Origin of the sequence: Kineosporia corallincola (assembly GCF_018499875.1) — a bacterium.
GTDB classification, from domain to species: Bacteria; Actinomycetota; Actinomycetes; order Actinomycetales; family Kineosporiaceae; genus Kineosporia; species Kineosporia corallincola.
In genome coordinates, this window is sequence record NZ_JAHBAY010000004.1 from 571,135 (window position 1) to 592,257 (window position 21,123).

Annotated in this window: 25 protein-coding genes; 18 read left to right on the forward strand and 7 right to left on the reverse strand. The window is 70.9% G+C overall.

Going from position 1 to position 21,123, the window contains the following annotated elements; genetic code table 11:
* The first annotated feature begins 1 nt into the window (after position 1).
* From KIH74_RS12750 to KIH74_RS12800, 11 genes are all read left to right on the forward strand, one after another.
* Complete coding sequence (locus tag KIH74_RS12750) at positions 2-244, forward strand: RNA-binding protein (protein WP_052533772.1); 243 nt, start codon at positions 2-4, stop codon at positions 242-244.
* Between the two features lie 26 nt (positions 245-270).
* Positions 271-813: a ribosome maturation factor RimM gene (gene rimM, locus KIH74_RS12755; RefSeq protein WP_214156085.1), complete on the forward strand. Its 543-nt coding sequence runs from the start codon at positions 271-273 to the stop codon at positions 811-813.
* Positions 814-1,605 carry a tRNA (guanosine(37)-N1)-methyltransferase TrmD gene (gene trmD, locus KIH74_RS12760; protein ID WP_214156086.1) on the forward strand — a complete coding sequence of 264 codons (792 nt, stop codon included), beginning with the start codon at positions 814-816 and terminating at the stop codon, positions 1,603-1,605. It begins immediately after the preceding gene.
* Positions 1,606-1,746: 141 nt separating this feature from the next.
* A complete protein-coding gene (gene rplS, locus KIH74_RS12765; RefSeq protein ID WP_214156087.1) occupies positions 1,747-2,106 on the forward strand; it encodes a 50S ribosomal protein L19 in 360 nt (119 codons plus the stop codon).
* 347 nt (positions 2,107-2,453) lie between these two features.
* Positions 2,454-3,101 carry a signal peptidase I gene (lepB, locus tag KIH74_RS12770; protein ID WP_214156088.1) on the forward strand — a complete coding sequence of 216 codons (648 nt, stop codon included), beginning with the start codon at positions 2,454-2,456 and terminating at the stop codon, positions 3,099-3,101.
* The gene (gene lepB, locus KIH74_RS12775; protein ID WP_308113753.1) at positions 3,098-3,901 is read left to right on the forward strand and encodes a signal peptidase I; all 804 of its coding nucleotides are present in this window, start codon (positions 3,098-3,100) and stop codon (positions 3,899-3,901) included. The genes lepB (KIH74_RS12770) and lepB (KIH74_RS12775) overlap by 4 nt, the downstream gene beginning before the upstream one ends.
* A gap of 8 nt (positions 3,902-3,909) precedes the next feature.
* On the forward strand, positions 3,910-4,809 hold the full coding sequence (gene lepB / locus KIH74_RS12780; RefSeq protein ID WP_308113754.1) for a signal peptidase I: 900 nt from the start codon (positions 3,910-3,912) through the stop codon (positions 4,807-4,809).
* Between the two features lie 155 nt (positions 4,810-4,964).
* Positions 4,965-5,984 (forward strand): ribonuclease HII, encoded by a 1,020-nt coding sequence (locus KIH74_RS12785; RefSeq protein ID WP_214156089.1) that lies wholly within the window; start codon positions 4,965-4,967, stop codon positions 5,982-5,984.
* The gene (gene crcB / locus KIH74_RS12790; RefSeq protein WP_214156090.1) at positions 5,981-6,574 is read left to right on the forward strand and encodes a fluoride efflux transporter CrcB; all 594 of its coding nucleotides are present in this window, start codon (positions 5,981-5,983) and stop codon (positions 6,572-6,574) included. Before KIH74_RS12785 ends, crcB (KIH74_RS12790) begins: the two co-directional genes overlap by 4 nt.
* 8 nt (positions 6,575-6,582) lie before the next feature.
* The gene (gene crcB, locus KIH74_RS12795; protein WP_214156091.1) at positions 6,583-6,942 is read left to right on the forward strand and encodes a fluoride efflux transporter CrcB; all 360 of its coding nucleotides are present in this window, start codon (positions 6,583-6,585) and stop codon (positions 6,940-6,942) included.
* Between the two features lie 363 nt (positions 6,943-7,305).
* Complete coding sequence (locus tag KIH74_RS12800; RefSeq protein WP_052533778.1) at positions 7,306-7,635, forward strand: DUF2469 domain-containing protein; 330 nt, start codon at positions 7,306-7,308, stop codon at positions 7,633-7,635.
* A gap of 94 nt (positions 7,636-7,729) precedes the next feature.
* Here the strand turns inward: KIH74_RS12800 and KIH74_RS12805 are convergent, their stop codons facing one another.
* The 4 genes from KIH74_RS12805 to KIH74_RS12820 are packed head-to-tail and all read right to left on the reverse strand — an operon-like array spanning position 7,730 to position 11,230.
* Positions 7,730-8,458, reverse strand: coding sequence for an ABC transporter permease subunit (locus KIH74_RS12805; protein WP_214156092.1), 729 nt, complete (start codon positions 8,456-8,458; stop codon positions 7,730-7,732).
* Positions 8,455-9,420 (reverse strand): ABC transporter ATP-binding protein, encoded by a 966-nt coding sequence (locus KIH74_RS12810; protein WP_214156093.1) that lies wholly within the window; start codon positions 9,418-9,420, stop codon positions 8,455-8,457. Before KIH74_RS12810 ends, KIH74_RS12805 begins: the two co-directional genes overlap by 4 nt.
* Entirely contained in the window at positions 9,417-10,298 is an 882-nt protein-coding gene (locus tag KIH74_RS12815; protein WP_214156094.1) for an ABC transporter permease, read from the reverse strand. Before KIH74_RS12815 ends, KIH74_RS12810 begins: the two co-directional genes overlap by 4 nt.
* Positions 10,298-11,230: an ABC transporter ATP-binding protein gene (locus tag KIH74_RS12820; protein WP_372492051.1), complete on the reverse strand. Its 933-nt coding sequence runs from the start codon at positions 11,228-11,230 to the stop codon at positions 10,298-10,300. The genes KIH74_RS12815 and KIH74_RS12820 overlap by 1 nt, the downstream gene beginning before the upstream one ends.
* Positions 11,231-11,463: 233 nt before the next feature.
* On the opposite strand from KIH74_RS12820, the gene KIH74_RS12825 reads away from it, so the two are divergent.
* The 3 genes from KIH74_RS12825 to dprA are packed head-to-tail and all read left to right on the forward strand — an operon-like array spanning position 11,464 to position 14,555.
* Positions 11,464-11,823 (forward strand): YraN family protein, encoded by a 360-nt coding sequence (locus KIH74_RS12825; RefSeq protein ID WP_246572184.1) that lies wholly within the window; start codon positions 11,464-11,466, stop codon positions 11,821-11,823.
* Positions 11,824-13,440, forward strand: coding sequence for a YifB family Mg chelatase-like AAA ATPase (locus KIH74_RS12830; RefSeq protein ID WP_214156097.1), 1,617 nt, complete (start codon positions 11,824-11,826; stop codon positions 13,438-13,440).
* Complete coding sequence (gene dprA / locus KIH74_RS12835) at positions 13,437-14,555, forward strand: DNA-processing protein DprA (protein WP_214156098.1); 1,119 nt, start codon at positions 13,437-13,439, stop codon at positions 14,553-14,555. Before KIH74_RS12830 ends, dprA begins: the two co-directional genes overlap by 4 nt.
* 38 nt (positions 14,556-14,593) lie before the next feature.
* On the opposite strand, the gene hemC is transcribed toward dprA, so the two are convergent.
* On the reverse strand, positions 14,594-15,517 hold the full coding sequence (hemC, locus tag KIH74_RS12840) for a hydroxymethylbilane synthase (protein WP_372492052.1): 924 nt from the start codon (positions 15,515-15,517) through the stop codon (positions 14,594-14,596).
* A 268-nt stretch (positions 15,518-15,785) separates the two neighbouring features.
* Between hemC and KIH74_RS12845 the strand changes: the two genes are divergently transcribed.
* From KIH74_RS12845 to KIH74_RS12855, 3 genes are all read left to right on the forward strand, one after another.
* Entirely contained in the window at positions 15,786-16,898 is a 1,113-nt protein-coding gene (locus KIH74_RS12845) for a tyrosine recombinase XerC (RefSeq protein WP_214156100.1), read from the forward strand.
* Between the two features lie 7 nt (positions 16,899-16,905).
* Complete coding sequence (gene whiG / locus KIH74_RS12850; protein WP_372492044.1) at positions 16,906-17,754, forward strand: RNA polymerase sigma factor WhiG; 849 nt, start codon at positions 16,906-16,908, stop codon at positions 17,752-17,754.
* 90 nt (positions 17,755-17,844) lie between these two features.
* Positions 17,845-18,366 carry a M23 family metallopeptidase gene (locus tag KIH74_RS12855; RefSeq protein ID WP_214156102.1) on the forward strand — a complete coding sequence of 174 codons (522 nt, stop codon included), beginning with the start codon at positions 17,845-17,847 and terminating at the stop codon, positions 18,364-18,366.
* Here KIH74_RS12855 and KIH74_RS12860 read toward each other — a convergent pair.
* Positions 18,354-19,424: an acyltransferase family protein gene (locus KIH74_RS12860; RefSeq protein WP_214156103.1), complete on the reverse strand. Its 1,071-nt coding sequence runs from the start codon at positions 19,422-19,424 to the stop codon at positions 18,354-18,356. The genes KIH74_RS12855 and KIH74_RS12860 overlap by 13 nt on opposite strands.
* A 103-nt stretch (positions 19,425-19,527) precedes the next feature.
* The gene (locus KIH74_RS12865; protein ID WP_214156104.1) at positions 19,528-20,718 is read right to left on the reverse strand and encodes a pyridoxal phosphate-dependent aminotransferase; all 1,191 of its coding nucleotides are present in this window, start codon (positions 20,716-20,718) and stop codon (positions 19,528-19,530) included.
* A gap of 73 nt (positions 20,719-20,791) precedes the next feature.
* Between KIH74_RS12865 and KIH74_RS12870 the strand changes: the two genes are divergently transcribed.
* Positions 20,792-21,123 (forward strand): DUF6314 family protein (locus tag KIH74_RS12870; RefSeq protein WP_214156105.1); only part of this gene is annotated, 332 nt, incomplete at its 3' end.

Sequence of the window (21,123 nt, forward strand, 5' to 3'; positions counted from 1 at the left end):
CATGCTGGTCGACGCGCTCGAGCACCTGGTTCGCGGCATCGTCGCCCACCCGGACGACGTGGTCGTGCGCAACCGCTCGCTCCGCCGCGGTTCCCTGCTCGAGGTCCGGGTTCACCCCGAAGACCTGGGCCGGGTGATCGGCCGTTCGGGTCGCACCGCCACCGCGCTGCGCACCGTGGTCAAGGCCATCTCCAACGGTGAGCCGGTCCGCGTCGACGTCGTCGACGTCGACCGCGGCCGCTGACCCGTACCACCCGAAAGCAGGAAACCGTGCGTCTCGTGGTTGCAAGGATCGGTCGTGCCCACGGTCTGCGCGGTGAGGTGAGCATCGAGGTCCGCACCGACAACCCGGGCCAGAGGTTCGTGAAGGGGGCCGTTCTCCATCTGGAGGACGGCTCCCTTCGCCGTTCCCTGGCGGCGTCCGGGATCGCCACCAGCCTCACCCTGGACCGGGTCCGCGACAACAACGGCGTCTTCCTGCTCACCTTCGAGGAGGTCGCCGACCGCACCACGGCCGAGGCGCTGCGCAACGCGGTGCTCGAGGTCGAGGTGCCCGACGCGTCCGACGAGCCGGACGCCTGGTACGACCACGAGCTGGTCGGCCTGACCGCCGTCGGCACCACCGGTGACAAGCTCGGTGAGGTGGTCGCGGTGCAGCACCCGGGGGCTCAGGACCTGCTGGTGATCCGCACGCCGAAGGGTGAGGACCGGCTGGTCCCCTTCGTCGGCGCGCTGGTGCCGGAGGTCGACGTCGCGGGCGGCCGCGTCGTCCTCGATCCGCCGCCCGGTCTCCTGGAAGACCTCGACGACTAGATGCGCATCGACGTCTTCTCGATCTTCCCGGAATACCTCGCCCCGCTGGATCTCTCGCTGATCGGCAAGGCCCGGCGCAGCGGTCTGCTCGACCTCACCGTGCACGACCTGCGCGAGTTCACCCATGACCGGCACCGCACCGTCGACGACGCCCCGGCCGGGGGCGGCGCCGGCATGGTGATGAAGCCGGAGCCGTGGGCGGAGGCCCTCGGCACGCTCGCCCGGGGCGAGGCCCGGCCCACGCTGCTGGTGCCCAGTCCCTCCGGTGAGCGGTTCACCCAGGCGATGGCCCGGGAACTGGCCGGCCAGGACTGGCTGGCCTTCGCCTGCGGGCGCTACGAGGGCATCGACGAGCGGGTGTACGAGCACGCCGCCACGCTGATGCCGGTGCGCCCGGTGAGTCTCGGCGACTACGTGCTGAACGGCGGCGAGGTGGCCGTGCTGACCATCGTCGAGGCCGTCGCCCGGCTGGTCCCCGGCGTGATCGGCAACGCCGAGAGCCTGGTCGAGGAGAGCCATGAGGACGGCCTGCTGGAGTACCCGGTGTACACCAAGCCGGCCTCCTGGGAGGGCCGTGACGTGCCGCCGGTGCTGATGTCCGGGCACCACGCCCAGATCGAGCGGTGGCGCCGTGACGAGCGGCTCCGGAGAACGGCGCGGCGCCGTCCCGACCTCATCGCCGTCCTCAGTTCTGACGCCCTGGACAAGAAGGACCGCGCCGTGTTGCTGGAGGAGGGCTGGGAACTGGTGGGCTCTCGATTTCAGCCGGTGACAGACCCTGTGGCAGACTGAATCTTCGTGCCGCCCGTCGGCTGCGCCCCTGCCACAGGGGGAGAGCGCGGAACCGACAGACGAGTCCGGCACGGACCGTTGACACGCAGAACCTTCTACCTGCGCGGGTGACCTGTGGCAACCGCGAGAGAGCGATTCGCCATGCACGCACTCGACCAGCTCGACGCCGCTTCGCTGAAGAGCGACATCCCCGCGTTCCGCGCCGGTGACACCCTCAAGGTTCACGTCCGGGTCGTCGAGGGCAACCGCTCGCGTGTGCAGCTCTTCCAGGGCGTCGTGATCCGCCGCTCCGGTGGTGGCGTCCGCGAGACCTTCACCGTGCGCAAGGTCAGCTTCGGCGTCGGCGTGGAGCGCACCTTCCCGGTGCACTCCCCGATCATCGAGAAGATCGAGGTCGCCATCCGTGGTGACGTCCGTCGCGCCAAGCTGTACTACCTGCGCGCGCTGCGCGGCAAGGCCGCCAAGATCAAGGAGAAGCGCGACGCGATTCCCGCGCGCTGATCTGCTCGACCTCGCACGACGTTCCGGCCCCGGCTTCCCCAAGGGAGCCGGGGCCGGAATGGTTTGTCCCACTCGTGCCCGTCTGATTCGGCTGGCACAGCTTGGGATGAGAAGCTGTGAATCCTTCCGGCAGGCCTGGGTGAGCGTGGTTCGGCGGCAATCCCGGCGTCCGCGTGCGAGGATCGGCGCAAGCACAGCTCGGTTTCATCGAAAGTCAGATTCACTGGAAGCCGGCCCGGCGTCCGGGCACCCTCAACGGTGCCGGGCGGCCCTGTCCGGGGGTCTTGAAGAAGGGGTGGGTTCGGGTGCTGACCGGCCGTACCGTGCCGACGTCGCCCCGTCCGGCGATGCCTGAACGTTCCCAGGTGAGCCCGTTCCGGCGGGCCGCCGTCGCCCTGCTCGCGGTCGCCGTGACGATCGCGCTGGTCAGGGCGTTCATCATGCAGTCCTTCGTGGTGCCCACGGGCTCCATGGAACCCACCGTGCAGATCGGTGACCGGGTGGTGGTGTCGCGGCTGTCCTACGTGATCGGCGACATCCAGCGCGGCGATGTGATCGTGTTCAACGGCTCAGGGGTGTTCGACCCCCTCGACGACGGACCGGACACGCTGCTCGGCGGCATCGGCCGCGCCCTCGCCGCCGTGTTCAGCATGCCGGTGGGCTCCACGGACTACGTCAAGCGGGTGATCGGCCTGCCCGGCGACCATGTGGTCTGCTGCGACGCCGACGGCCGGATCACGGTGAACGGCGAGGCGCTCGACGAGACCTACGTGGCCGAGGGCGAGGCCCCCAGCACCACGGCGTTCGACGTCGAGGTACCCGAGGACCGGCTCTGGGTGATGGGCGACCACCGCTCCGACTCCGCCGACTCCCGCGCCCATCTCGGCTCGCCCGGCGGCGGTACCGTGCCCACCGATCGGGTGGTCGGCAAGGTCGTCGGCATCTACTGGCCGATGTCGCGCATCGGTGGTCTCGACGACGGGTCCGATCGGTGAGGGCAGGCGACACCGGCGACCAGGCATGGGAGGAACAGGTGACGCCACCCGATCCGTGGAACGCCACCACGCCCGCGCCGGAGCACGACGGTCAGGGCGAGCCGGAGGCCCCGGAAGAGGCGGAGAAACCCGCCCCCGGCCCGGTCACGGTGCTGTTCGGCCTGATCCGTGAACTGGCGCTGGTGCTGGTGATCGCGCTCGGCCTCTCGCTGCTGATCAAGACCTTCCTGGTGCAGGCGTTCTTCATCCCGTCGCCGTCGATGGAGAACACCCTGCTGACCGGCGACCGGGTGCTGGTGAGCAAGCTGACTCCCGGTCCGTTCGATCTCAAGCGCGGCGACGTCGTGGTGTTCAAGGACCCGGGCGGCTGGCTGAGCGACAGCACCACCGAGCCGGCCGGCGACGTCCACAAGATCCTCAGCTTCGTCGGCCTGGTGCCGAGCAACTCCGACGACCACCTGATCAAGCGTGTGATCGGTCTGCCCGGCGACGTCGTCGCCTGCTGCGACGACCAGGGCCGGGTCACGGTGAACGGTGTCGGGATCGACGAGCCCTACCTCTATCCCGGTGACGAGCCCAGCGAGAAGACCTTCTCGGTGACGGTTCCGGCAGGCCATGTCTGGGTTCTGGGCGATCATCGTTCTGTGTCGCAGGACTCGCGGTACCACCCCGACATCAACAACGGCATGGTGCCCGTCGACGACATCGTCGGCCGCGCCTTCGTGAACGTCTGGCCGCTGAACAGGTTCACTCTGCTCCGCAATCCGTCCTCGACGTTCGCGAACGTCCCGGCGCCGTGACGTCGGGGGTGAGCACGCACCGTTCTTCCGGCGCACACGAGCCGGACCCGGACGAGGAGGCCTGGCGGCGCGCCCGGCGCACGCCCGCCAGCCGCCCGCGTGGCCCGAGCCGTCGCGACGCCCTGGACGCCGAGCGGGTCCGGGCCGGCAAGGCACCCCGCCCGAAGAAGGCCGGGCCGGGCAAGTTCCGGCCCCTGGCGCACCGGCCGAAACCGGGCGACCTGCCGCTCACCCCGGTGCAGGCCGCCGGGTACCTGATCCGTGAGGTCTTCCTCGTCCTGGTGATCGCCCTGGGGCTGTCCCTGGTGATCAAGACCTATCTGATGCAGGCGTTCTTCATTCCCTCGTCGTCGATGGAAGACACCCTCCAGATCGGCGACCGGGTGCTGGTCAGCAAGCTCACGCCGGGCCCCCTCAGCCTGCACCGCGGTGACATCGTGGTGTTCGAGGACCCGGGCGGCTGGCTGCCCACGACCGAGACCGAGAAGTCGAGCAACGCGGCGGTGCAGCGGGTGCACAACGCCCTGATGTTCGTCGGGCTGATGCCCAGCGACGCCGACAACCACCTGATCAAGCGGCTCATCGGGCTGCCCGGAGACAAGGTGGAGTGCTGCGACGCGAACGGCCGGATCCTGGTCAACGGTGAGCCGATCGACGAGCCCTACGTGAAGCCGGGCAGCGCGCCGAGCGACGAGGAGTTCACGGTCACGGTGCCGGAGGGGCACGTCTGGGTGCTGGGCGACAACCGCTCCGACTCGGCCGACTCCCGCTACCACCGCGACAACGCCGACGGCACGGTGCCGATCGACAACGTGGTGGGGGTCGCCTTCGCCCGGGTCTGGCCGTTGCCCCGAATCTCGATCTTCACCAATCCCTCGGACGTGTTCCAGAGCGTCAGCCCTCCCTAGATGGGCTTTTCGCTGTCGTCGCCGTGGAAACAGGCGAAACTTCTGCCTCTTCGGGTCGAGATCGGCCCGGAGTCCGGTAGCGTCTGGCCGTCCGAATGATGACTGCTTCAGACGGCTTCAACTGGCTTCGACTGGCTTCAGGTGGTGAGTGCACGATGACCCCGGCGTCCGTTCCGAGGCCGCCGACGAAGAAGGCCCTGGCCAAGCAGGCCGCGGCGCAGCGGGCGAAGGCCCGTCAGGCCGCGGCGAAGAAGGCTCTGCTCAAGAAGCTGTCGGCGCAACCCCCGACGCTCCGCGAGGAGCGCAAGCTGCTGCGCGAGGGGCATCAGTTCGTCGCCGGCATCGACGAGGTGGGCCGTGGCGCCCTGGCCGGTCCGGTCACCGTCGGGGTCGTCGTGGTGGACCTGGACACGAAGTCCGCGCCCACCGGCGTGCGTGACTCCAAGCTCCTCGCCCCCGCCGTGCGCGAGAAGCTGGTGCCCCGGCTGCGGCGCTGGGCCCCGATGTCGGCCGTCGGGCACGCCAGCTCCGAGGAGATCGACGAGATCGGCATCATCTCGGCCCTGCGGCTGGCCGCCGCCCGCGCCTTCGCGACCCTGGAGGTGCGGCCGGACTGCGCCCTGCTGGACGGTTCGCACGACTGGCTGAGCGTGCCCGCCGATCCGATCGAGGAGGCGCCGCAGGGCACTTCGCTGTTCGATTTCGACGAGGCGCCGGTCGCGGTCGGCCATCCGCTGTCGTTCATCGACGGCGTGCCGATCGCGTCGATCGTGCCCGCCCGGGTGGTCACCCAGGTGAAGGCCGATCTGCGCTGTGCCGCCGTGGCCGCCGCCAGTGTGCTGGCGAAGGTGGAGCGGGACGGTCTGATGGTCGATCTCGCCGGCGACCACCCGGGGTACGGGTGGGAGCTGAACAAGGGTTACTCGGCGCCCGACCACCTCGCGGCGCTACGGCGTCTCGGGCCGAGCCGGTTGCACCGGCTCTCCTGGAACATCCCCGGTTCCGACGGGGTTTTCGGCGAGACTCTCGATCTCGACGGGCTGGGTCCGACAATGGTGGACGACGAAAAGCCCGTGACCCCGCCCGCCGTCGCTCCGGAGCCCGCGGCGCCGGCTCCGCCGGAGCACGTGCGGGCCGTGGGGTACGACCACGAGGAACTGACGTTGTTCCCATGAGCGGTTCCTCCTGCCCCCGCCGTGACCTGGCGGACTACGGGCACCGGGTACTGGTCGTCATCGCGCTGGGCGGGGTGGTCGGGGCCGAGGCGAGATACGGCCTGACCCGGCTGATCCCGGCCCAGCCCGGGGGTGTGCCCTGGGCGATCCTCGGGATCAATGTCGCAGGTGGGTTCTTCATGGGGCTGCTGATGGCGTGGCTGGGACGTGCCGCGCACCCACACCCACTGGTCCGGCCCTTCCTCGGGGTGGGGATCCTCGGCGGCTTCACCACCTTCTCCACCTACAGCACGGACACGTACCACCTGATCGACGCCGACCGGCCCTCGGCCGCGGTGGGTTACGTGGCGCTGACCCTGGCCGGGGCCTTGATCGCGGTGGTGCTGGGGCAGTGGCTGGGGTCGGCCCGGCCCGGCTCCTCCATTGCGGGGGACTCGGGTTCTGCGGCTGCCCCCGCGGCTTCTCCCGGGGGCCCGGCTTCTCTGGGGGGCGCTTCTCCTGAGGACGCTGCTTCGGTGGATTCGGCTTCGGTGGATTCGGCTTCGGTGGATTCGGCTTCCGGGGATTCGGCTTCGGGGGGCCGCTCGTGATTCCTCTGATGGTTGCGCTGGGAGCCGCTCTCGGGGCGCCGTGCCGTTACCTCCTGGACCGATGGGTGCAGGCCCGGCACGACACCGGCCTGCCCCTGGGCACGCTCCTGATCAATCTGACCGGCTCGGCGCTGCTCGGCCTGCTGACAGGGCTGGCCGCGGGTGGGGCGATCGGCAGCGAGATGCTGGCGGCGGCCGGAACCGGCTGGTGCGGCGCCTTCACCACCTACAGCACGTTCAGTTTCGAGGCCGTGCAGCTCGTCCGGCGAGGTCGCGCGCCCGGCGCCGTGGTCTACGTGCTGGTGTCCGTCGTGGTGGGACTGGCACTGGCGTGGGCCGGGGTCGAGGTGGGGTCGGCGCTGAGCTGAGTGCGGGTCGGGCTGAGTTCGCGACGTCCTCGCCCTGCCTGTTCGCCGACTGTGTAATCCCGGTCGCGGGCTCGCCCTGGTGCGCATCGTCGCAGGCTGGAGGCGGGTGAATCCGGAACGTCGGGGTGTTCGCGATGAAGAGGCGCGCGGCAGTCGTCCCCGGGCGCCCCGTTCTGCGCCATCATGGGACGGAAGCGGGGCCGGGAGCGGGCTGCACGGGCAGGTGGTAATCATGTCCTGGCAGCGCGTGACGGTCCCGACCAGCGGCACACAGGAGCAAGCGGCAGGTATGAACGAGCGACGGCAGGCCCCCGGATCGTGGGCGGCCCTCATCCCGCCGGCCGGTACCCGTAGGGGGGCGAGATGAGCGCCGAAGACCTGGAGAACTACGAGACCGAGATGGAGCTCCAGCTCTATCGCGAGTACCGCGACGTGGTCGGTCTCTTCAGCTATGTGGTCGAGACCGAGCGCCGCTTCTATCTGGCGAACCAGGTGGACCTCCAGGTGAGGTCCGCCGACGGTGAGGTCTACTTCGAGGTGTCGATGAGTGACGCCTGGGTGTGGGACGTCTACCGCCCCGCGCGGTTCGTCAAGGCGGTCAAGGTGGTCACGTTCAAAGACGTGAACGTCGAGGAGCTCACCCCGAACGATCTACAGCTCCCCAAGAATGGGGGTTTCGGCGCAGCCTCCTGAGGGCGTGCCGATCACCCGGTCACGACAGTGGCGAAGCCCGCCACCGTCCGCACGTCTCACGGGCGGACGGTCGCGGGCTTCGTTTCTGGGTGGGCTACTCGTCGCCGGTGATCCGGATGCTCCGCAGCCGGTACCCGGTGTAGGCCAGACCGGCCACCGTGACCACGGCCAGCAGGGTCACCCCGGTGGGCAGGGCGACCGCCGAGCCGATGCCGTAGTCTCCCTCGTCGGTCTTGATCATCGCCCGGGTCACGGTCAGGGCCCACTGCTGAATGCTGAGGGCCCGTGCGCCGGGCACGTACCCGCCGACCGCCGCCTCCCACACCAGGGCGTAGAGCAACCCGATCACCACGGCGTTGCGAGTGACGACGGCCAGCAGCAGGAACACGGTGACGTAGGCGGCCCCGGCCAGCAGCGCACCGGCCGCGTAGCCGGTCGCGATGTCGTCGGCGGTGCCGTTCATGATGAAACCGGCCACCAGCGTGGGCAGTACGCCGAACAGCACGATCACGGCGAACGCCACCACCCACTTGCTCACCGCGATGCCGTACCGGTTCAGGGGTTTCGCCATCAGGTAGACGATCGATCCGTCGTCGATCTCCGGCCCGATGGCACCCGTGCCCGCGATCAGGCAGAGCAGCGGGATCAGGAACCCGAGCGAGAACGAGCCGAGCAGATCGGCTGCGTTGTCCGGGGACTCGCCGCTGACCAGGCGGACCAGCACGGACAGACCGATCAGGACGACGGGGAGGACGACGAGCAGCACGGCGCGACGGCGGCCGACGAGGCTGCGCCAGGTGAGCCCGGCGACGGTGGCGTTCATCGGTTCACCAGGTAGGAGAAGACCTTCTCCAGCGACTCGTCGGCGGGTGTGACCTCGTACAGCCGAATCCCTCGTTCCCGGGCGAAGACCGGCAGCCGACGGGCGAACCGGTGGTAGTCGGAGGCCTGCACGTTGAGCACGGCCGATCCGGCCTGCACGCCGAGCTCGACCCCGGAGGTGGAGCCGTCGGCGATCAGTGCGGCGGCCAGTGCGCGGTCGTCACTGGACCGGATCGTGTACTGGTGCGGGCGTTCGGTCATCAGGCGGCGGATCTCGCGGAAGTCGCCGGACGCGGCGTGCCGGCCGGCGACCATCACCTCGATGCCGCCCGCGATCTGCTCGACCTCCTCGAGGATGTGCGAGCTGAACAGCACCACCCGGCCGTTGGCGCCCAGCTCGGTCATCAGGTCCATCAGCTGGAGCCGCTGGCGCGGGTCCATGCCGTTGAAGGGCTCGTCGAGCAGCAGCACGTCGGGGTCGTGCACCAGCGCGGTGGCCATCTTGATGCGCTGCTTCATGCCCTTGGAGTAGCCGGCGACGTCACGCGCCGCCGCGGACTGCATGTCGACGGTCTCGATCGCCCGGGTGGCGGCGGCCTTCGGGTCGGGCAGGCGATGCAGTCTGGCGTTGGCCAGCACGAAGTCCCAGCCGGAGATGCCCTCGTACATCGCCTCGCGCTCGGGCACGAGACCGATGCGCCGGTAGATGTTCTCGTTGTGCCAGGTGGGTTCGCCGTCCACCGTGACGGTGCCCGACGACGGCGGCAGGAAGCCACTCATCAGGTGGATCAGCGTGGACTTGCCGGCCCCGTTCGGGCCGAGCAGCCCGGTGACGCCGGGGCCGATCGTCATCGAGACGTCGTTCACCGCCACCACGTTGCCGAACCATCGGCTGACCTGCTCGAGCCGCATCACCACCGGCCCGGTGCCGGTGCGCGGCCCGTAGGGCGTGGTCACGGTCATGACGCCGACACCTTCCGGTAGCGGGCGATGAGAAGTGCGTAGCAGCCGGCGATCACGGCGATCATGGCCGCGGTGAACACCAGCCCGCCCACGGTGCCGGGCGGCGGCTGCGGATAGGAGACCGGGGTGTCGACCATCCAGTGCAGCACGCCCTGCACCAGCGACACCGGGTTGATCAGGGCGACGTACCCGGCCAGCGACCGGTGCCCCTGCACGTCGGCGAGCGAGGCGAGCACGCCGCTGACCAGCCCCAGCAGAAGCTGCACGGTGATCACCGCGGCTACACCGAAGCCCCGCCGCGGGGTGACCGAGGCGATCAGCAGACCGATGCCGCCCAGCACGAGCGACAGGAACAGCGCCCCGAGAAGCCCTGCCGCCCAGTCCTTCGCGTTGGGCCAGAACGACATCTTGGCCAGCAGCGCACCGGCGAACAGAGCGGTCTGCGGAACCGCGATGAGGATGAACAGCGCCGAGCTCATCGCGCCGTACTTGGCCAGCACGTAGTCGTTGCGGGTCAGCGGGCGGGACAGGTACAGCGGCATCACCCGGAACCGCAGATCGCGGGACACCGTGGCCGGGGCCTGCGCGGCCACGAAGATCGCGATCGCGGCGCCCAGCGCGAACATGTACTGCACATAACTGATCGGCAGCTTGTCGAGCTTGGTCACGCCCGCCACCACGGCGACGATCACGGCCGGAGCCACCATCACCACCAGCAGCAGGAACGGCATGATCTTCGACTTGGCCGAGCGGCCGAGACCGTAACAACCGCGCAGGCTCTCGATGTAGAGCGAGCGGACCAGGTAGCCGCGCCCGAGCCGCGGTCCGTCGTAGTGGCGGAACCCGATGTCGTGGATGACGCCGGTGTTGTTGCTCATCACTGCCTCCCCTCGGGCACGTGGACCCCCGGATCGAGCGTGGGGTCGGCGCGGAAGATCTCGGCCATCCGGTGCCGCCGCCGCTCCAGGCGGTGCAGCCCGACGCCGAGACCGACGACGGCGTCGAGCACCGCGTCGTAGGTGCTGTCGTCGATCAGCTCGACCTCGATCTGCCGCCCGGCCGGATGCACCGAGAGCCCGGCCGCGCGCAGGGCGCGTTCCAGCTCATCGGCGCGGTCGTCGACCTCGACCGCCAGGATGCGGCTGGCCGAGGTGACGTCGGCGGTGGTGGTGGACCGCAGCAGACGCCCGCCGTCCACCACCACGATGTGGTCGCAGACCTGCTCGAGTTCACCCAGCAGATGGGAGGTCACGAGCATCGGGATGCCGAACTCGGTGCCGATGCGGCGCAGCAGCGCGAGCATCTGGTCGCGTCCGGCCGGGTCGAGACCGTTGGTCGGCTCGTCGAGCAGCAGCATGCCCGGGTCGTGCACCAGGGCCTGGGCCAGCTTGACCCGCTGCTTCATGCCGGTGGAGTAGCCGCCCATCGAGCGGTACCGCTCCTCGTACAGCCCGACGTGGCGCAGCGTGTCTGCGGTGCGTTCGCGGGCGGCCGTCAGCGGCAGCCCGGACATGCGCGCCATGTGCAGCACGAATTCGGTGGCCGACATGTCGGCCGGAAGGCAGTCGTGCTCGGGCATGTACCCGACACGTTGCCGGATGGCGGGGCCGTCGGTGGAGACGTCGAGACCCAGCACGTGGGCGCTGCCGCTGGTGGCCGGCAGCAACCCGAGCAGGATCTTGATCATCGTGGACTTGCCGGCCCCGTTGGCGCCGACCAGCCCGACGACCCCCGGCTCGATGGCGAAGGTCAGCCCGTCGAGCGCGGTGACAGCGCCGTAGCGCTTCGAGAGTTTCTCGACCGTGATCATCATGACCCGGCCGACTCTAGTGGTGCCCTCCGACATTTCACGGCCCTTCCGGCGCACCGGCCGCCGGAATCATCCCTCGGGGACGCGGAATCCGTCTCCGGTCGCATGCGGGGGTGCACCGTCCGTCCTGTCGTCCACAGGTCGGCGGGAACGGTGGTCTGTCCACAGGCCGCTGAACGGGGGTGTGCGGGACCGGCCGTCCGGCGCAGGATTTCGCAGCGGAGGTGGTGGGGATGCAACTGACGAAGGCCGAACTCGGCCGGTACGGGGAAGAACTCGCGGCCGCGCACCTGGAGGCCACGGGCTGCCGGATCCTGGCCCGCAACTGGCGGTGCCGGCTCGGTGAGATCGACGTGGTGGCGCTGGAGGGGCAGTGCCTGGTGGTGTGCGAGGTCAAGACCCGGCGCTCGCTGGCGGCCGGAGACCCGCTGGAGTCGGTGACGGCGCTCAAGGCGGGAAGGCTCCGGCGCCTGGCCGGTGCCTGGCTGTCCACGCAGCAACGGTTCTATCCCGACGTGCGCATCGACGTGGTCGGCATCGTCCGGCCGGCCTCCGGCCCGGCCCGGCTGCGGCACCTGAAGGGGGTGGTCTGAGTGGCACTGGGCCGTGCGCTGTCGGTCGCCATCGTCGGGATGACCGGGCACGTGGTCGACGTCGAGGCCGACATCGCCCTCGGGCTGCCCGCTTTCACCCTGGTCGGGCTGCCCGACGCGTCACTCACCGAGTCCCGTGACCGGGTGCGTGCCGCCTGCTCCAACTCCGGGCACCCGCTGCCCACCCGGCGCATCACCGTGAACCTGTCGCCGGCCGCGCTGCCCAAGACCGGCAGCGGGTTCGACCTGGCCATCGCTGTCGCCCTGCTCACCGCGCAGGGCGTGCTGGAGGCGCCGGCCGTGCAGAAGTATGTGCACATCGGCGAACTCGGGCTGAACGGCCGGGTACGCCCGGTGCGTGGGGTGCTGCCGGCGACGCTCGCGGCGGTGCGCGCGGGCTGTCCCGACGTGGTGGTGCCAGTCGCCAACGCGGCCGAGGCGCGGCTCGTGCCCGGCGCCCGGGTGCACGCGACGGCCACTCTGTCCGACCTGATCCGCCTGCACGGTGGAGCGCCGGGGCGAGCGCCCGTCGAGATGGAACAGGCTGTGCTGCTGGAGGTCTCGACCCGTCCGGCGGAGTCCGACACCACCGGTCCCGGTGATGTCCTGGTGCGGCCCGGCACCCTGCACCCACCGGGGGCGCCGGCCGGGCCGGAGCCGGACCTGTCCGACGTGGTCGGCCAGAAACCGGCCCGCATGGCCCTGGAGGTCGCTGCCGCGGGTGGGCACCACCTGTTACTGATGGGCCCGCCCGGCACCGGCAAGACTTTGCTCGCCTCCCGGTTGCCCGGCCTGCTGCCGGATCTCGACGACGAGTCGGCGGTGGAGGTGACCGCCCTGCACTCGGTGGCGGGCACGCTCGATCCGGCGGCCGGGCTGATCCGGCGTCCACCGTTCCAGAGCCCTCATCACACCTGCACGGCCGTCTCCATGGTCGGCGGCGGTTCCGGCCTGCCGCACCCCGGCGCGGCCTCGCTGGCGCACCGGGGCATCCTCTTCCTCGACGAGGCGGGAGAATTCGGCAGCCAGGTGCTCGACGCGTTGCGGCAACCGCTGGAGCAGGGCGATCTGGTGATCCACCGGGCCAGCGGCAGCGCCCGCTTCCCGGCCCGGTTTCTGCTGGTGCTGGCCAGCAATCCGTGCCCGTGCGGGTTCGCCTTCGGCACCGGCAAAGACTGCGTGTGCGCGCCGGCGGCCCGCCGCCGCTACCTGTCCCGGCTGTCCGGGCCCCTGCTCGACCGGGTCGACCTCCAGGTCGACGTGCCGCCGGTGTCCCGGGTCGACCTGGCGGCCGGGGAACAGCCCGAGACCTCCGCGACGGTGGCCCGGCGGGTCCTGGCGGCCCGGGCGGTGGCTCGCGAACGGCTCGGCGGAACTCCGTGGACCTGCAACGGCGAGGTGGCGGGCAGCCATCTGCGCGGTGTGCTGCGCCTGCCCCCAGCGGTCACCCATGAGGTGGACCGGGCGCTGGACCGGCACCAGCTGTCGATCCGGGGGCATGACCGGGTGCTACGCGTCGCCTGGACGATGTGCGACCTGGCCGGGCGGGAACGTCCGGACCGTGACGACGTGGGCCGTGCGCTGGTGCTGCGCCGGCGGGGGCAGGTGCCGCTGTGAGCGGGACCCCGCACCGGAGCGACGAGGAGGAGCGCCTGGCCCGGGCGGCCTGGAGCCGTCTGGCCGAGCCGGGCGACGCGCGGGCGGGTCGGTGGCTGGCCGAGATGGGTGCCGTGGCGGCGCTGGCGGGGGTGCGGGAGGGGCGCGCGCCGGGGGCGGAGCGGTACGCCGGGCGGCTCACCCGGCTCGACCCGGCGCGCGACCTGCACAACCTGGGGCTGATGGGTGGCCGGTTACTGATCCCGGGCGACCCGGAGTGGCCGGAGGCACTGCACCGGCTTGACACCGAGATGCCGTTCTGCCTCTACGTCCGGGGGCCGCTGCGGCTGGATCAGGCTTGTTCGCAGGCGGTTTCGATCGTCGGGGCACGGGCCGCCACCGCCTACGGCGAGCACGTGGCCGGGGAACTCGCGATGGGCTGCGCCGACCGGGGGCTCACCGTGGTGTCCGGAGCAGCGCTGGGTATCGACGCCGCCGCTCATCGGGGCGCCCTGGCCGCCGGTGGTCCCACCCTGGCGGTGCTCGCCGGCGGGCTCGACCGGGCTTACCCGGCGGCCAACGATCTGCTGATCGGCGAGATCGCCCGGTCCGGCGCCTTGGTGAGCGAGGTGCCACCAGGTTCGGCGCCGACCAAGTGGCGGTTCATCCTCCGCAACCGGGTGATCGCGGCGCTCGGGCGGGCTACCTGCGTGGTCGAGGCCGGGGTGCGCTCCGGCACGCTGGGCACGGCGAACTGGGCCGACCGGCTGAGCATTCCGGTGGGTGCGGTGCCCGGGCCGATCACGTCGCCGGCCTCCTACGGCGCCCACCGGTTGCTGCGCACCGGGGCGGTGTGCGTCACCTCGGCCGACGAGCTGTGCGAACTGGCCGGTCCGATCGGGGCTTTCGTCGCGGAGGAGGCCCCGGTGCCGCTCGCCGAGTACGACGGGCTGGAGCAGGACGACCTGCGGGTGCTCGACGCACTCCCGGTGAGCAGGGGAGCACCGGTGACCTCGCTGTGCCGGGTGGCGGGTCTGGACGAGTCGTCGCTCCTGGTGGCGCTGGCCCGGCTGGAGCTGCGTGGGCTGGCCGAGGACCGGGCGGGGCGCTGGCGCCGGGCCCGAACCGCCGGATGACGGACCGCCGGATGGCGGGGCGCCGGACAACGGCGTGTTCAGGCCGTGTCGGCGGAGGCCTCGATGAGTTCCCGGGCCCCCTGCCGCAGCAGGGTGAGCGCGACCGATGTGCCGAGCAGCACCGGGTCGGAGGCCGGGCCGGTCTCCTCGGCCTGCACCGCGACCTTCCCGTCCAGCGAGAACACCATCGCCCGCAGGTGCAGGCGCCCGTCGGGGAGATCGGCGGCGAAGCCGGCGATCGGGCTGTTGCAGTGCCCCTGGAGCACATGCAGCATCATCCGCTCGGCCGTGGTCTGTCGCCAGGTGCCGGGGCTGCCCAGTCGGCCGGCCAGCTCGGTGGTGGCGGCGTCGTCCTCACGGCACTGGAGGCCGAGCACGCCCGCGCCGATCGGTGGGAACATCGTGTCCACGTCGAGAATCTCGGCGGCCCGGGCGGTCTCGCCGATCCGCTCCAGGCCGGAGTAGGCGAGCAGGAGGGCGTCGGCCTGCCCGGCCGCGAGCTTGGCCAGGCGGCTGTTGGCGTTGCCACGGATCGGCACGGTGTCCAGGTGCGGGTGGCTGCGCGCGAGCTGGGCGATCCGGCGTACCGCGGAGGTGCCGATCCGGGTGCCCGCCGGCAGCTCGTCCAGAGTGAGTCCGCCCGGGTGGATCAGGGCGTCGCGCACGTCGTCGCGTTCCAGGTAGCAGGCGAACGTGGTGCCGGCCGGCACCGGCCGGTCGCCCGGCACGTCCTTCATGCAGTGCACGGCCAGGTCGACGTTGCCCGAAAGGAGCAGCTGATCAACCTCTTTGGTGAAGGCTCCCTTGCCGCCGAGCGCGGCCAGCGATCCCTGCCACCGGTCGCCGCTGGTGGTGACGGGCACGACCTCCACCTCCAGGCCGGGCTCGAGTGCCGTCAGCTCGGCCCGCACCCGCTCGACCTGCGCCAGCGCCATCGGCGAGGAGCGGGTGCCGATCCGCACGACGCGGCGTCCGGAAGCCGGGCCGGCCGAGGTGTCCGGGGCATCCGGCGAAACGGGGGAGGTGTGGGCCGATCGGTTCACCCGACGCAGAATAGGCCCTGGCCTCCGGATCACCAGCGGGGCCACCCGATCGGGCCGGTGGCGCGCCTGCGGGCATCTGCCCACGATCCGGTCGGCACCGGGCATGGGTCGTGAGACTGCCCCGAACCCGCACGGCACGCCGCACGTCGTGCTTGAGCGCAGCGGCCTGACGGGAGACGGTGGGCAGATGCCCGACCGACCCGCGGCCCGATCAGCCGAGTCCTTCGTCGTCCACCATCGGGAACCCGGTCCGCAGGCCGTTCCCGGTGCCGAACGGGAGGCTGCCGACGCCTGTCCGGAGGGGCAGAACGCGCACGACGAGGTGCTGGTGGAGGAGTTCTCCCGGCACCTGGCGGCCGAGCGCAACCTGTCCGGTCACACCGTGCGCGCCTACTGTGGCGACGCGGCCGAGCTGCTGCGACACGCCCGGGCCACGTCTGCGACCGGCACAGGCCAGGGGGAACCGCTCGACCGGCTGCTCACCCTGGCCGTTCTGCGTTCCTGGCTGGCCTCGCTGTCGACCGCCGGTCAGGCCCGCACCAGCCTGGCCCGCCGGGCCGCGAGCGCCCGCGCGCTGAGCCGCTGGCTGAACCGCACCGGCCGGCTCGCCACCGATCCCGGAGCCCGGCTCCAGGCCCCCCGCAAGGGCCGTCCCCTGCCTGGCGTGCTGCGGCAGGACCAGGCCGGGGAAGCGTTGGCCCGGGCGGCCGCCCTGATCGGGCCGGGGTCCGGTGAGCACGGTCTTCACGAAGACGGCCAGGGGACGCCGGGGTTCAGGAACGACCCCGCCGACCCGATACTCGTCCGCAATCTCGCGATGCTCGAGCTCCTGTACGCGACCGGCGTCCGAGTGGGTGAACTCTGCTCGCTGGATGTCGACGACATCGATCTCGACCGACGGACGATCCGGGTTCTCGGCAAGGGCGGCAAGGAACGGGTGGTTCCGTTCGGCGTACCCGCCGCGGACGCTCTGAAAGCCTGGCTGAATTCCGCCAGGCCCGCGCTGACCAGCGAAAACAGCGGCCCGGCCGGATTTCTCGGCCGGCGCGGAGGTCGGGTCAATCAGCGACAGGTCCGGCAGGTGGTGCATGAGGCCCTCGAACGGGTGAAAGACGCGCCCTCGCTCGGCCCGCACGGGCTACGGCACAGCGCGGCCACCCATCTTCTCGACGGCGGCGCGGACCTTCGTAGCGTTCAGGAACTGCTCGGTCACGCTACGCTCACGACAACGCAGCTCTACACCCACGTGTCCGTGGACCGGCTGCGCGCCAGCTACCGTCAGGCCCATCCCCGGGCCTGAGCACGTGATGCCTGACCGGATGCAGGGAGGGACCCGGGTGACTGCCAATGGCGACGCTCTCGTCGACGTGACCGCGGAGGATCAGGTCGCGGCCAACGAAGCGGCTCTGCGGGCGCTGTGGGAGAAGTTCAAGCTCTCCGGCGACCAGACCGTGCGTGAGCGCCTGATCCTGCACTACTCACCGCTGGTCAAGTACGTGGCCGGCCGGGTGGGTGTGGGCCTGCCGCCGAACATCGAGCAGGCAGACCTGGTCTCGTACGGCATCTTCGGCCTGATCGACGCGATCGAGAAGTTCGACATCGACCGCGCGATCAAGTTCGAGACCTATGCGATCTCCCGCATCCGCGGTGCGATCATCGACGAGCTGCGGGCGATCGACTGGATTCCGCGCTCGGTCCGCTACAAGGCCCGTGAGGTGGAACGCGCCTATGCGGCGCTGGAGGGCGAACTGCACCGCACGCCCACCGAACCCGAGGTGGCCGAACGGCTGGGCATGACGCTGGAAGAGCTGCACGCCGTCTTCTCCCAGGTCTCCTACGTCAACGTGGTGGCGCTCGACGAGCTCCTCACGGTGGGCGGTGAGAAGGGCGACAAGCTCTCTCTGGTGGACACTCTCGAAGACACCAAGGCCGAGGACCCGGTGGCCGCGTTCGAGAGCGAGGAGACGAAGTTCATGCTCTCCCGCGCGATCAACCAGCTGCCCGAGCGCGAGAAGATCGTCGTGACCCTCTACTACTACGAGGGACTCACGCTGGCCGAGATCGGCCGGGTGCTGGGGGTCACCGAGTCGCGGATCTGCCAGATGCACACCAAGGCCGTGCTCCAGCTGCGGGGCAAGCTCTCCGAGGTCAGCTGACCTGCTGTCCACAGCAGGCAGGAGGGGCGGGTTCTCCACAGGCCGGTCCTCCGGCCATCGGCCCGGCGCGGCGCCGGTCATCCTGGACCGGTGAACAGATCGCTGATCCTGATAGTCAGCTCCCTGCTGAGTCTTTCGTCAGCAATGATGGACGGCGCGGAGCCCGTGCCCACGTCCCGCTGGGAATGGCCGCTACGGCCCGTCCCGGCTCTCGTGCGGGGTTTCGTGATCGGGCCGCACCCGTGGTCACCCGGCCACCGCGGCGCTGACCTGGCCGGCAGTGCGGGGCAGCCGGTGTTCGCACCGGCTTCCGGCACCGTCAGTTTCGCCGGGGTGGTGGCCGGTAGTCCCGCCGTCAGCGTCGACCACGGTGGCGGCGTGGTGAGCAGCTACGTGCCGGTGCGCGCGCGGGTGCGGCTCGGCCAGAACGTCGAGGCCGGAGCACCGCTGGGCGACCTGCTCGCCGTCGGGCCGGCCGCGCACTGCCTGCCGAGAACCTGCCTGCACTGGGGTGTTCGGCGCGACGGTGACTACGTGGACCCGCTGGAACTGGTGGGTGTGCAGGCCGGCCCGGCGGTACTGCTGCCACTGAATTCGGATCAGGCGGCGTGACGGGCCCGCACCCGCGTCCAGGCGGGCATCAAGAGCGACGGATGCCGCAGCAGTGCGGTGAGTGGCTTCTCCAGCACGCGGTACGCGATGATCGACGTGATCACCACCATCAGCACCGAGAACAGCAGTGCCGCAGCGTGAACCACCGGGTCGGCGGGCAGGCGCACCAGCACCACCCGGCCCAGCGCGGTGAGTACCAGCACGTGCCAGAGATACATCGAGTACGACGCGTCGCCCAGCGCCTGGAGCCAGGCCGGTGCCACCCGGTCGCGGCGCTGTTCCAGCCCCACCACGCCGTAGACGACGACGGCCATGCACAGCCCGACCGGCACGGCGCGGTACCAGGTGCCGGGGAAACCGTCGACGGCCAGCGCCGCGGCGGCGCCGGCCGTGCCCACGAGGGTGAACAGCGCGGGCGCCACGAACCGGCCCCGCACGATCAGCCCACCGACCAGCGCGCCGAACAGGAACTCCAGGGCGATCGGGGCTCCGACGGTGGCCAGCCAGGGATTCGCCGAGTCCGCGAACAAGCCGGCCAGGGCCGCGGTGACCACGCCCCAGCCGACCAGCGCCGGGATCCGGCCGCGGGCGGGCAGCAGCAGGATCAGCGCGAACACCAGGTAGAAGTACATCTCGAAAGTCAGCGTCCAGCCGACCATCAGCAGCGGGAGGCCGGGCTGCGGCAACAGGAACAGTGAGGCCAGCACCTGCGGTTTGTCGTCTGCCGACGAGTTCACCATGCCGGGGGCGACCAGGAACAACGCCAGGATCGGCGCGGTGGCCAGCCAGTAGGCCGGGTAGATCCGCACCGCCCGGCGCATCAGAAACCGCCGTGCGGTGGCGTCGCCCGCGGCCAGCCGGTTCGTGGTCACCACCATGATCAGGCCGCTGATCACGAAGAACAGATCAACGCCCGCCTGACCGGGGCCGTGCAGGAATCCGGTCCAGTTCCATTCGCCGGCGAGCCAGCGGTTCTCGAACCCCGTGGGGTCGCTGATGTGAGCGAGCACCACCGCGAGTGCGGCGATACCGCGCAGAGCCTGGACATTGCGAAGCATCCCTCACCCGTCCACCGTCGGCCGTCCCGAAGAAGGTAACTGTGATTCGCCTGAGATCACCGGGAAACCGGAGAAGACGGTACGAACAGACGATGGAGGGTCCTCAGTGACGCATGTGGGCCAGGCGGTCGGCGGCCTCGGCGATCACCTCCGGCCGCTTGCAGCAGGCGAAGCGCACCAGCGAGCTGGGCCGCGACGGGTCCTCGGCGAAGGCCTGCACCGGCACACCCACCACCCCGGCCAGGCGGGGCAGGTCGTCGCACAGCGCGGCACCGTCGGAATAGCCCAGCGGCGCGGCGTCGGCGATCACGAAATACGTTGCCTCGCTGGCGCGTACGCCGAACCCGGCGGCGGCCAGGCCCTCGGTGAGCAGGGCGCTGCGCCGGCCCAGGTCGGCGCCGATCTCCGTCAGCACCTCGTCCGGCAGCGCCAGGCCGGTGGCCACGGCGGGCTGGAACGGGCTGCCGTTCACGTAGGTGAGGAACTGCTTGACCGCGGTGATCGCGTCCACCAGCTCGGGGCGGGCGTGCAGCCAGCCGATCTTCCAGCCGGTCACCGAGAAGGTCTTGCCGGCCGACGAGATGGTCACCGTGCGGTCGGCCATGCCGGGCAGCGTGGCGATCGGCACGTGCCGGTGCGGGGCGAAGGTGAGGTGCTCGTACACCTCGTCGGCGATCACGATCAGGTCGCGCTCGCGGGCCACGGCGGCCACGGTCTCCAGCTCGTCGGCACTGAGCACGCGGCCGGTCGGGTTGTGCGGGGTGTTCAGCAGGATCAGGCGGGTGCGGTCGGTCACGGCCGCGGCCAGGCGGTCCGGTTCCAGCCGGTACTCCGGCCACTCCAGGCGCACGGTGCGGCGCACCGCCGCCGCCATCTCGATGGCGGCCGAGTAGGAGTCGTAGATCGGCTCCAGCACCACCACCTCGTCGCCGGGCTCGGTCAGCGCGATGATGCTGGCGGTCAGGGCCTCGGTGGCGCCGGCGGTGACCAGCACCTCGGTGTCCGGGTCGGGGTCCAGGCCGTACCAGTGCCGCTGGTGATCGGCGATCGCCCGGCGCAACGGGGCGATGCCGCGGCCGGGCGGGTACTGGTTGGCACCGCCCCGGATCGCCTCGATCGCGGCCTCCAGCACCACGGCCGGGCCGTCCGAGTCGGGAAAGCCCTGCCCCAGGTTGATCGCCCCGGTCCGGGCCGCCAGCTCGCTCATCCGGGCGAAGATCGTCGGGGCGGGCACTCCGCGCCCGTCCAGAAGCCCGGCCGCCCTCGCGACCTTCCGCCACGTACCGTCCACCATGCGCGGAACACTAAGCCAGCCTCCGGCGCTGACGCGGGAGAACAGTGGGGCAACGACGATCGGGAGGCAGCGCGTGGACGTCGCTGAGCGGGTGTTCGGCATGCTCGCCGGGAGCTGGAACCTGACCCGGGCGATCGAGCCCGGGCTGGGCACGGCCGTCGGCACCGCGACCTTCACCGAGTCCGGGCCCGGCCGGCTGCACTACCGCGAGGACGTCGAGCTGCGGCTGTCCACGGGGCACGTCGGCGAGGCCTACCGGGAATACGAGTACGTGCTGGAAGAAGACCGGATCCGGGTCCTGCTGACCGACGGCACCACGATGCACCTGCTGTCCTTCACCGAGCAGCCAGGGCAGCCAGGGCAGCCAGGGCAGCCAGGGCAGCCAGGGCAGCCAGGGCAGCCAGG

Bases quoted from the DNA above. Each gene is read 5' to 3' on its own strand.
- KIH74_RS12750 (WP_052533772.1), top strand. From the start codon at position 2: ATGCTGGTCGACGCGCTCGAGCACCTGGTTCGCGGCATCGTCGCCCAC.
- trmD (WP_214156086.1), top strand. From the start codon at position 814: ATGCGCATCGACGTCTTCTCGATCTTCCCGGAATACCTCGCCCCGCTG.
- rplS (WP_214156087.1), top strand. From the start codon at position 1,747: ATGCACGCACTCGACCAGCTCGACGCCGCTTCGCTGAAGAGCGACATC.
- lepB (WP_214156088.1), top strand. From the start codon at position 2,454: ATGCCTGAACGTTCCCAGGTGAGCCCGTTCCGGCGGGCCGCCGTCGCC.
- KIH74_RS12785 (WP_214156089.1), top strand. From the start codon at position 4,965: ATGACCCCGGCGTCCGTTCCGAGGCCGCCGACGAAGAAGGCCCTGGCC.
- crcB (WP_214156090.1), top strand. From the start codon at position 5,981: ATGAGCGGTTCCTCCTGCCCCCGCCGTGACCTGGCGGACTACGGGCAC.
- crcB (WP_214156091.1), top strand. From the start codon at position 6,583: ATGGTTGCGCTGGGAGCCGCTCTCGGGGCGCCGTGCCGTTACCTCCTG.
- KIH74_RS12800 (WP_052533778.1), top strand. From the start codon at position 7,306: ATGAGCGCCGAAGACCTGGAGAACTACGAGACCGAGATGGAGCTCCAG.
- KIH74_RS12805 (WP_214156092.1), bottom strand. From the start codon at position 8,458: ATGAACGCCACCGTCGCCGGGCTCACCTGGCGCAGCCTCGTCGGCCGC.
- KIH74_RS12810 (WP_214156093.1), bottom strand. From the start codon at position 9,420: ATGACCGTGACCACGCCCTACGGGCCGCGCACCGGCACCGGGCCGGTG.
- KIH74_RS12815 (WP_214156094.1), bottom strand. From the start codon at position 10,298: ATGAGCAACAACACCGGCGTCATCCACGACATCGGGTTCCGCCACTAC.
- KIH74_RS12820 (WP_372492051.1), bottom strand. From the start codon at position 11,230: ATGATCACGGTCGAGAAACTCTCGAAGCGCTACGGCGCTGTCACCGCG.
- KIH74_RS12825 (WP_246572184.1), top strand. From the start codon at position 11,464: ATGCAACTGACGAAGGCCGAACTCGGCCGGTACGGGGAAGAACTCGCG.
- KIH74_RS12845 (WP_214156100.1), top strand. From the start codon at position 15,786: ATGCCCGACCGACCCGCGGCCCGATCAGCCGAGTCCTTCGTCGTCCAC.
- whiG (WP_372492044.1), top strand. From the start codon at position 16,906: ATGCCTGACCGGATGCAGGGAGGGACCCGGGTGACTGCCAATGGCGAC.
- KIH74_RS12860 (WP_214156103.1), bottom strand. From the start codon at position 19,424: ATGCTTCGCAATGTCCAGGCTCTGCGCGGTATCGCCGCACTCGCGGTG.
- KIH74_RS12865 (WP_214156104.1), bottom strand. From the start codon at position 20,718: ATGGTGGACGGTACGTGGCGGAAGGTCGCGAGGGCGGCCGGGCTTCTG.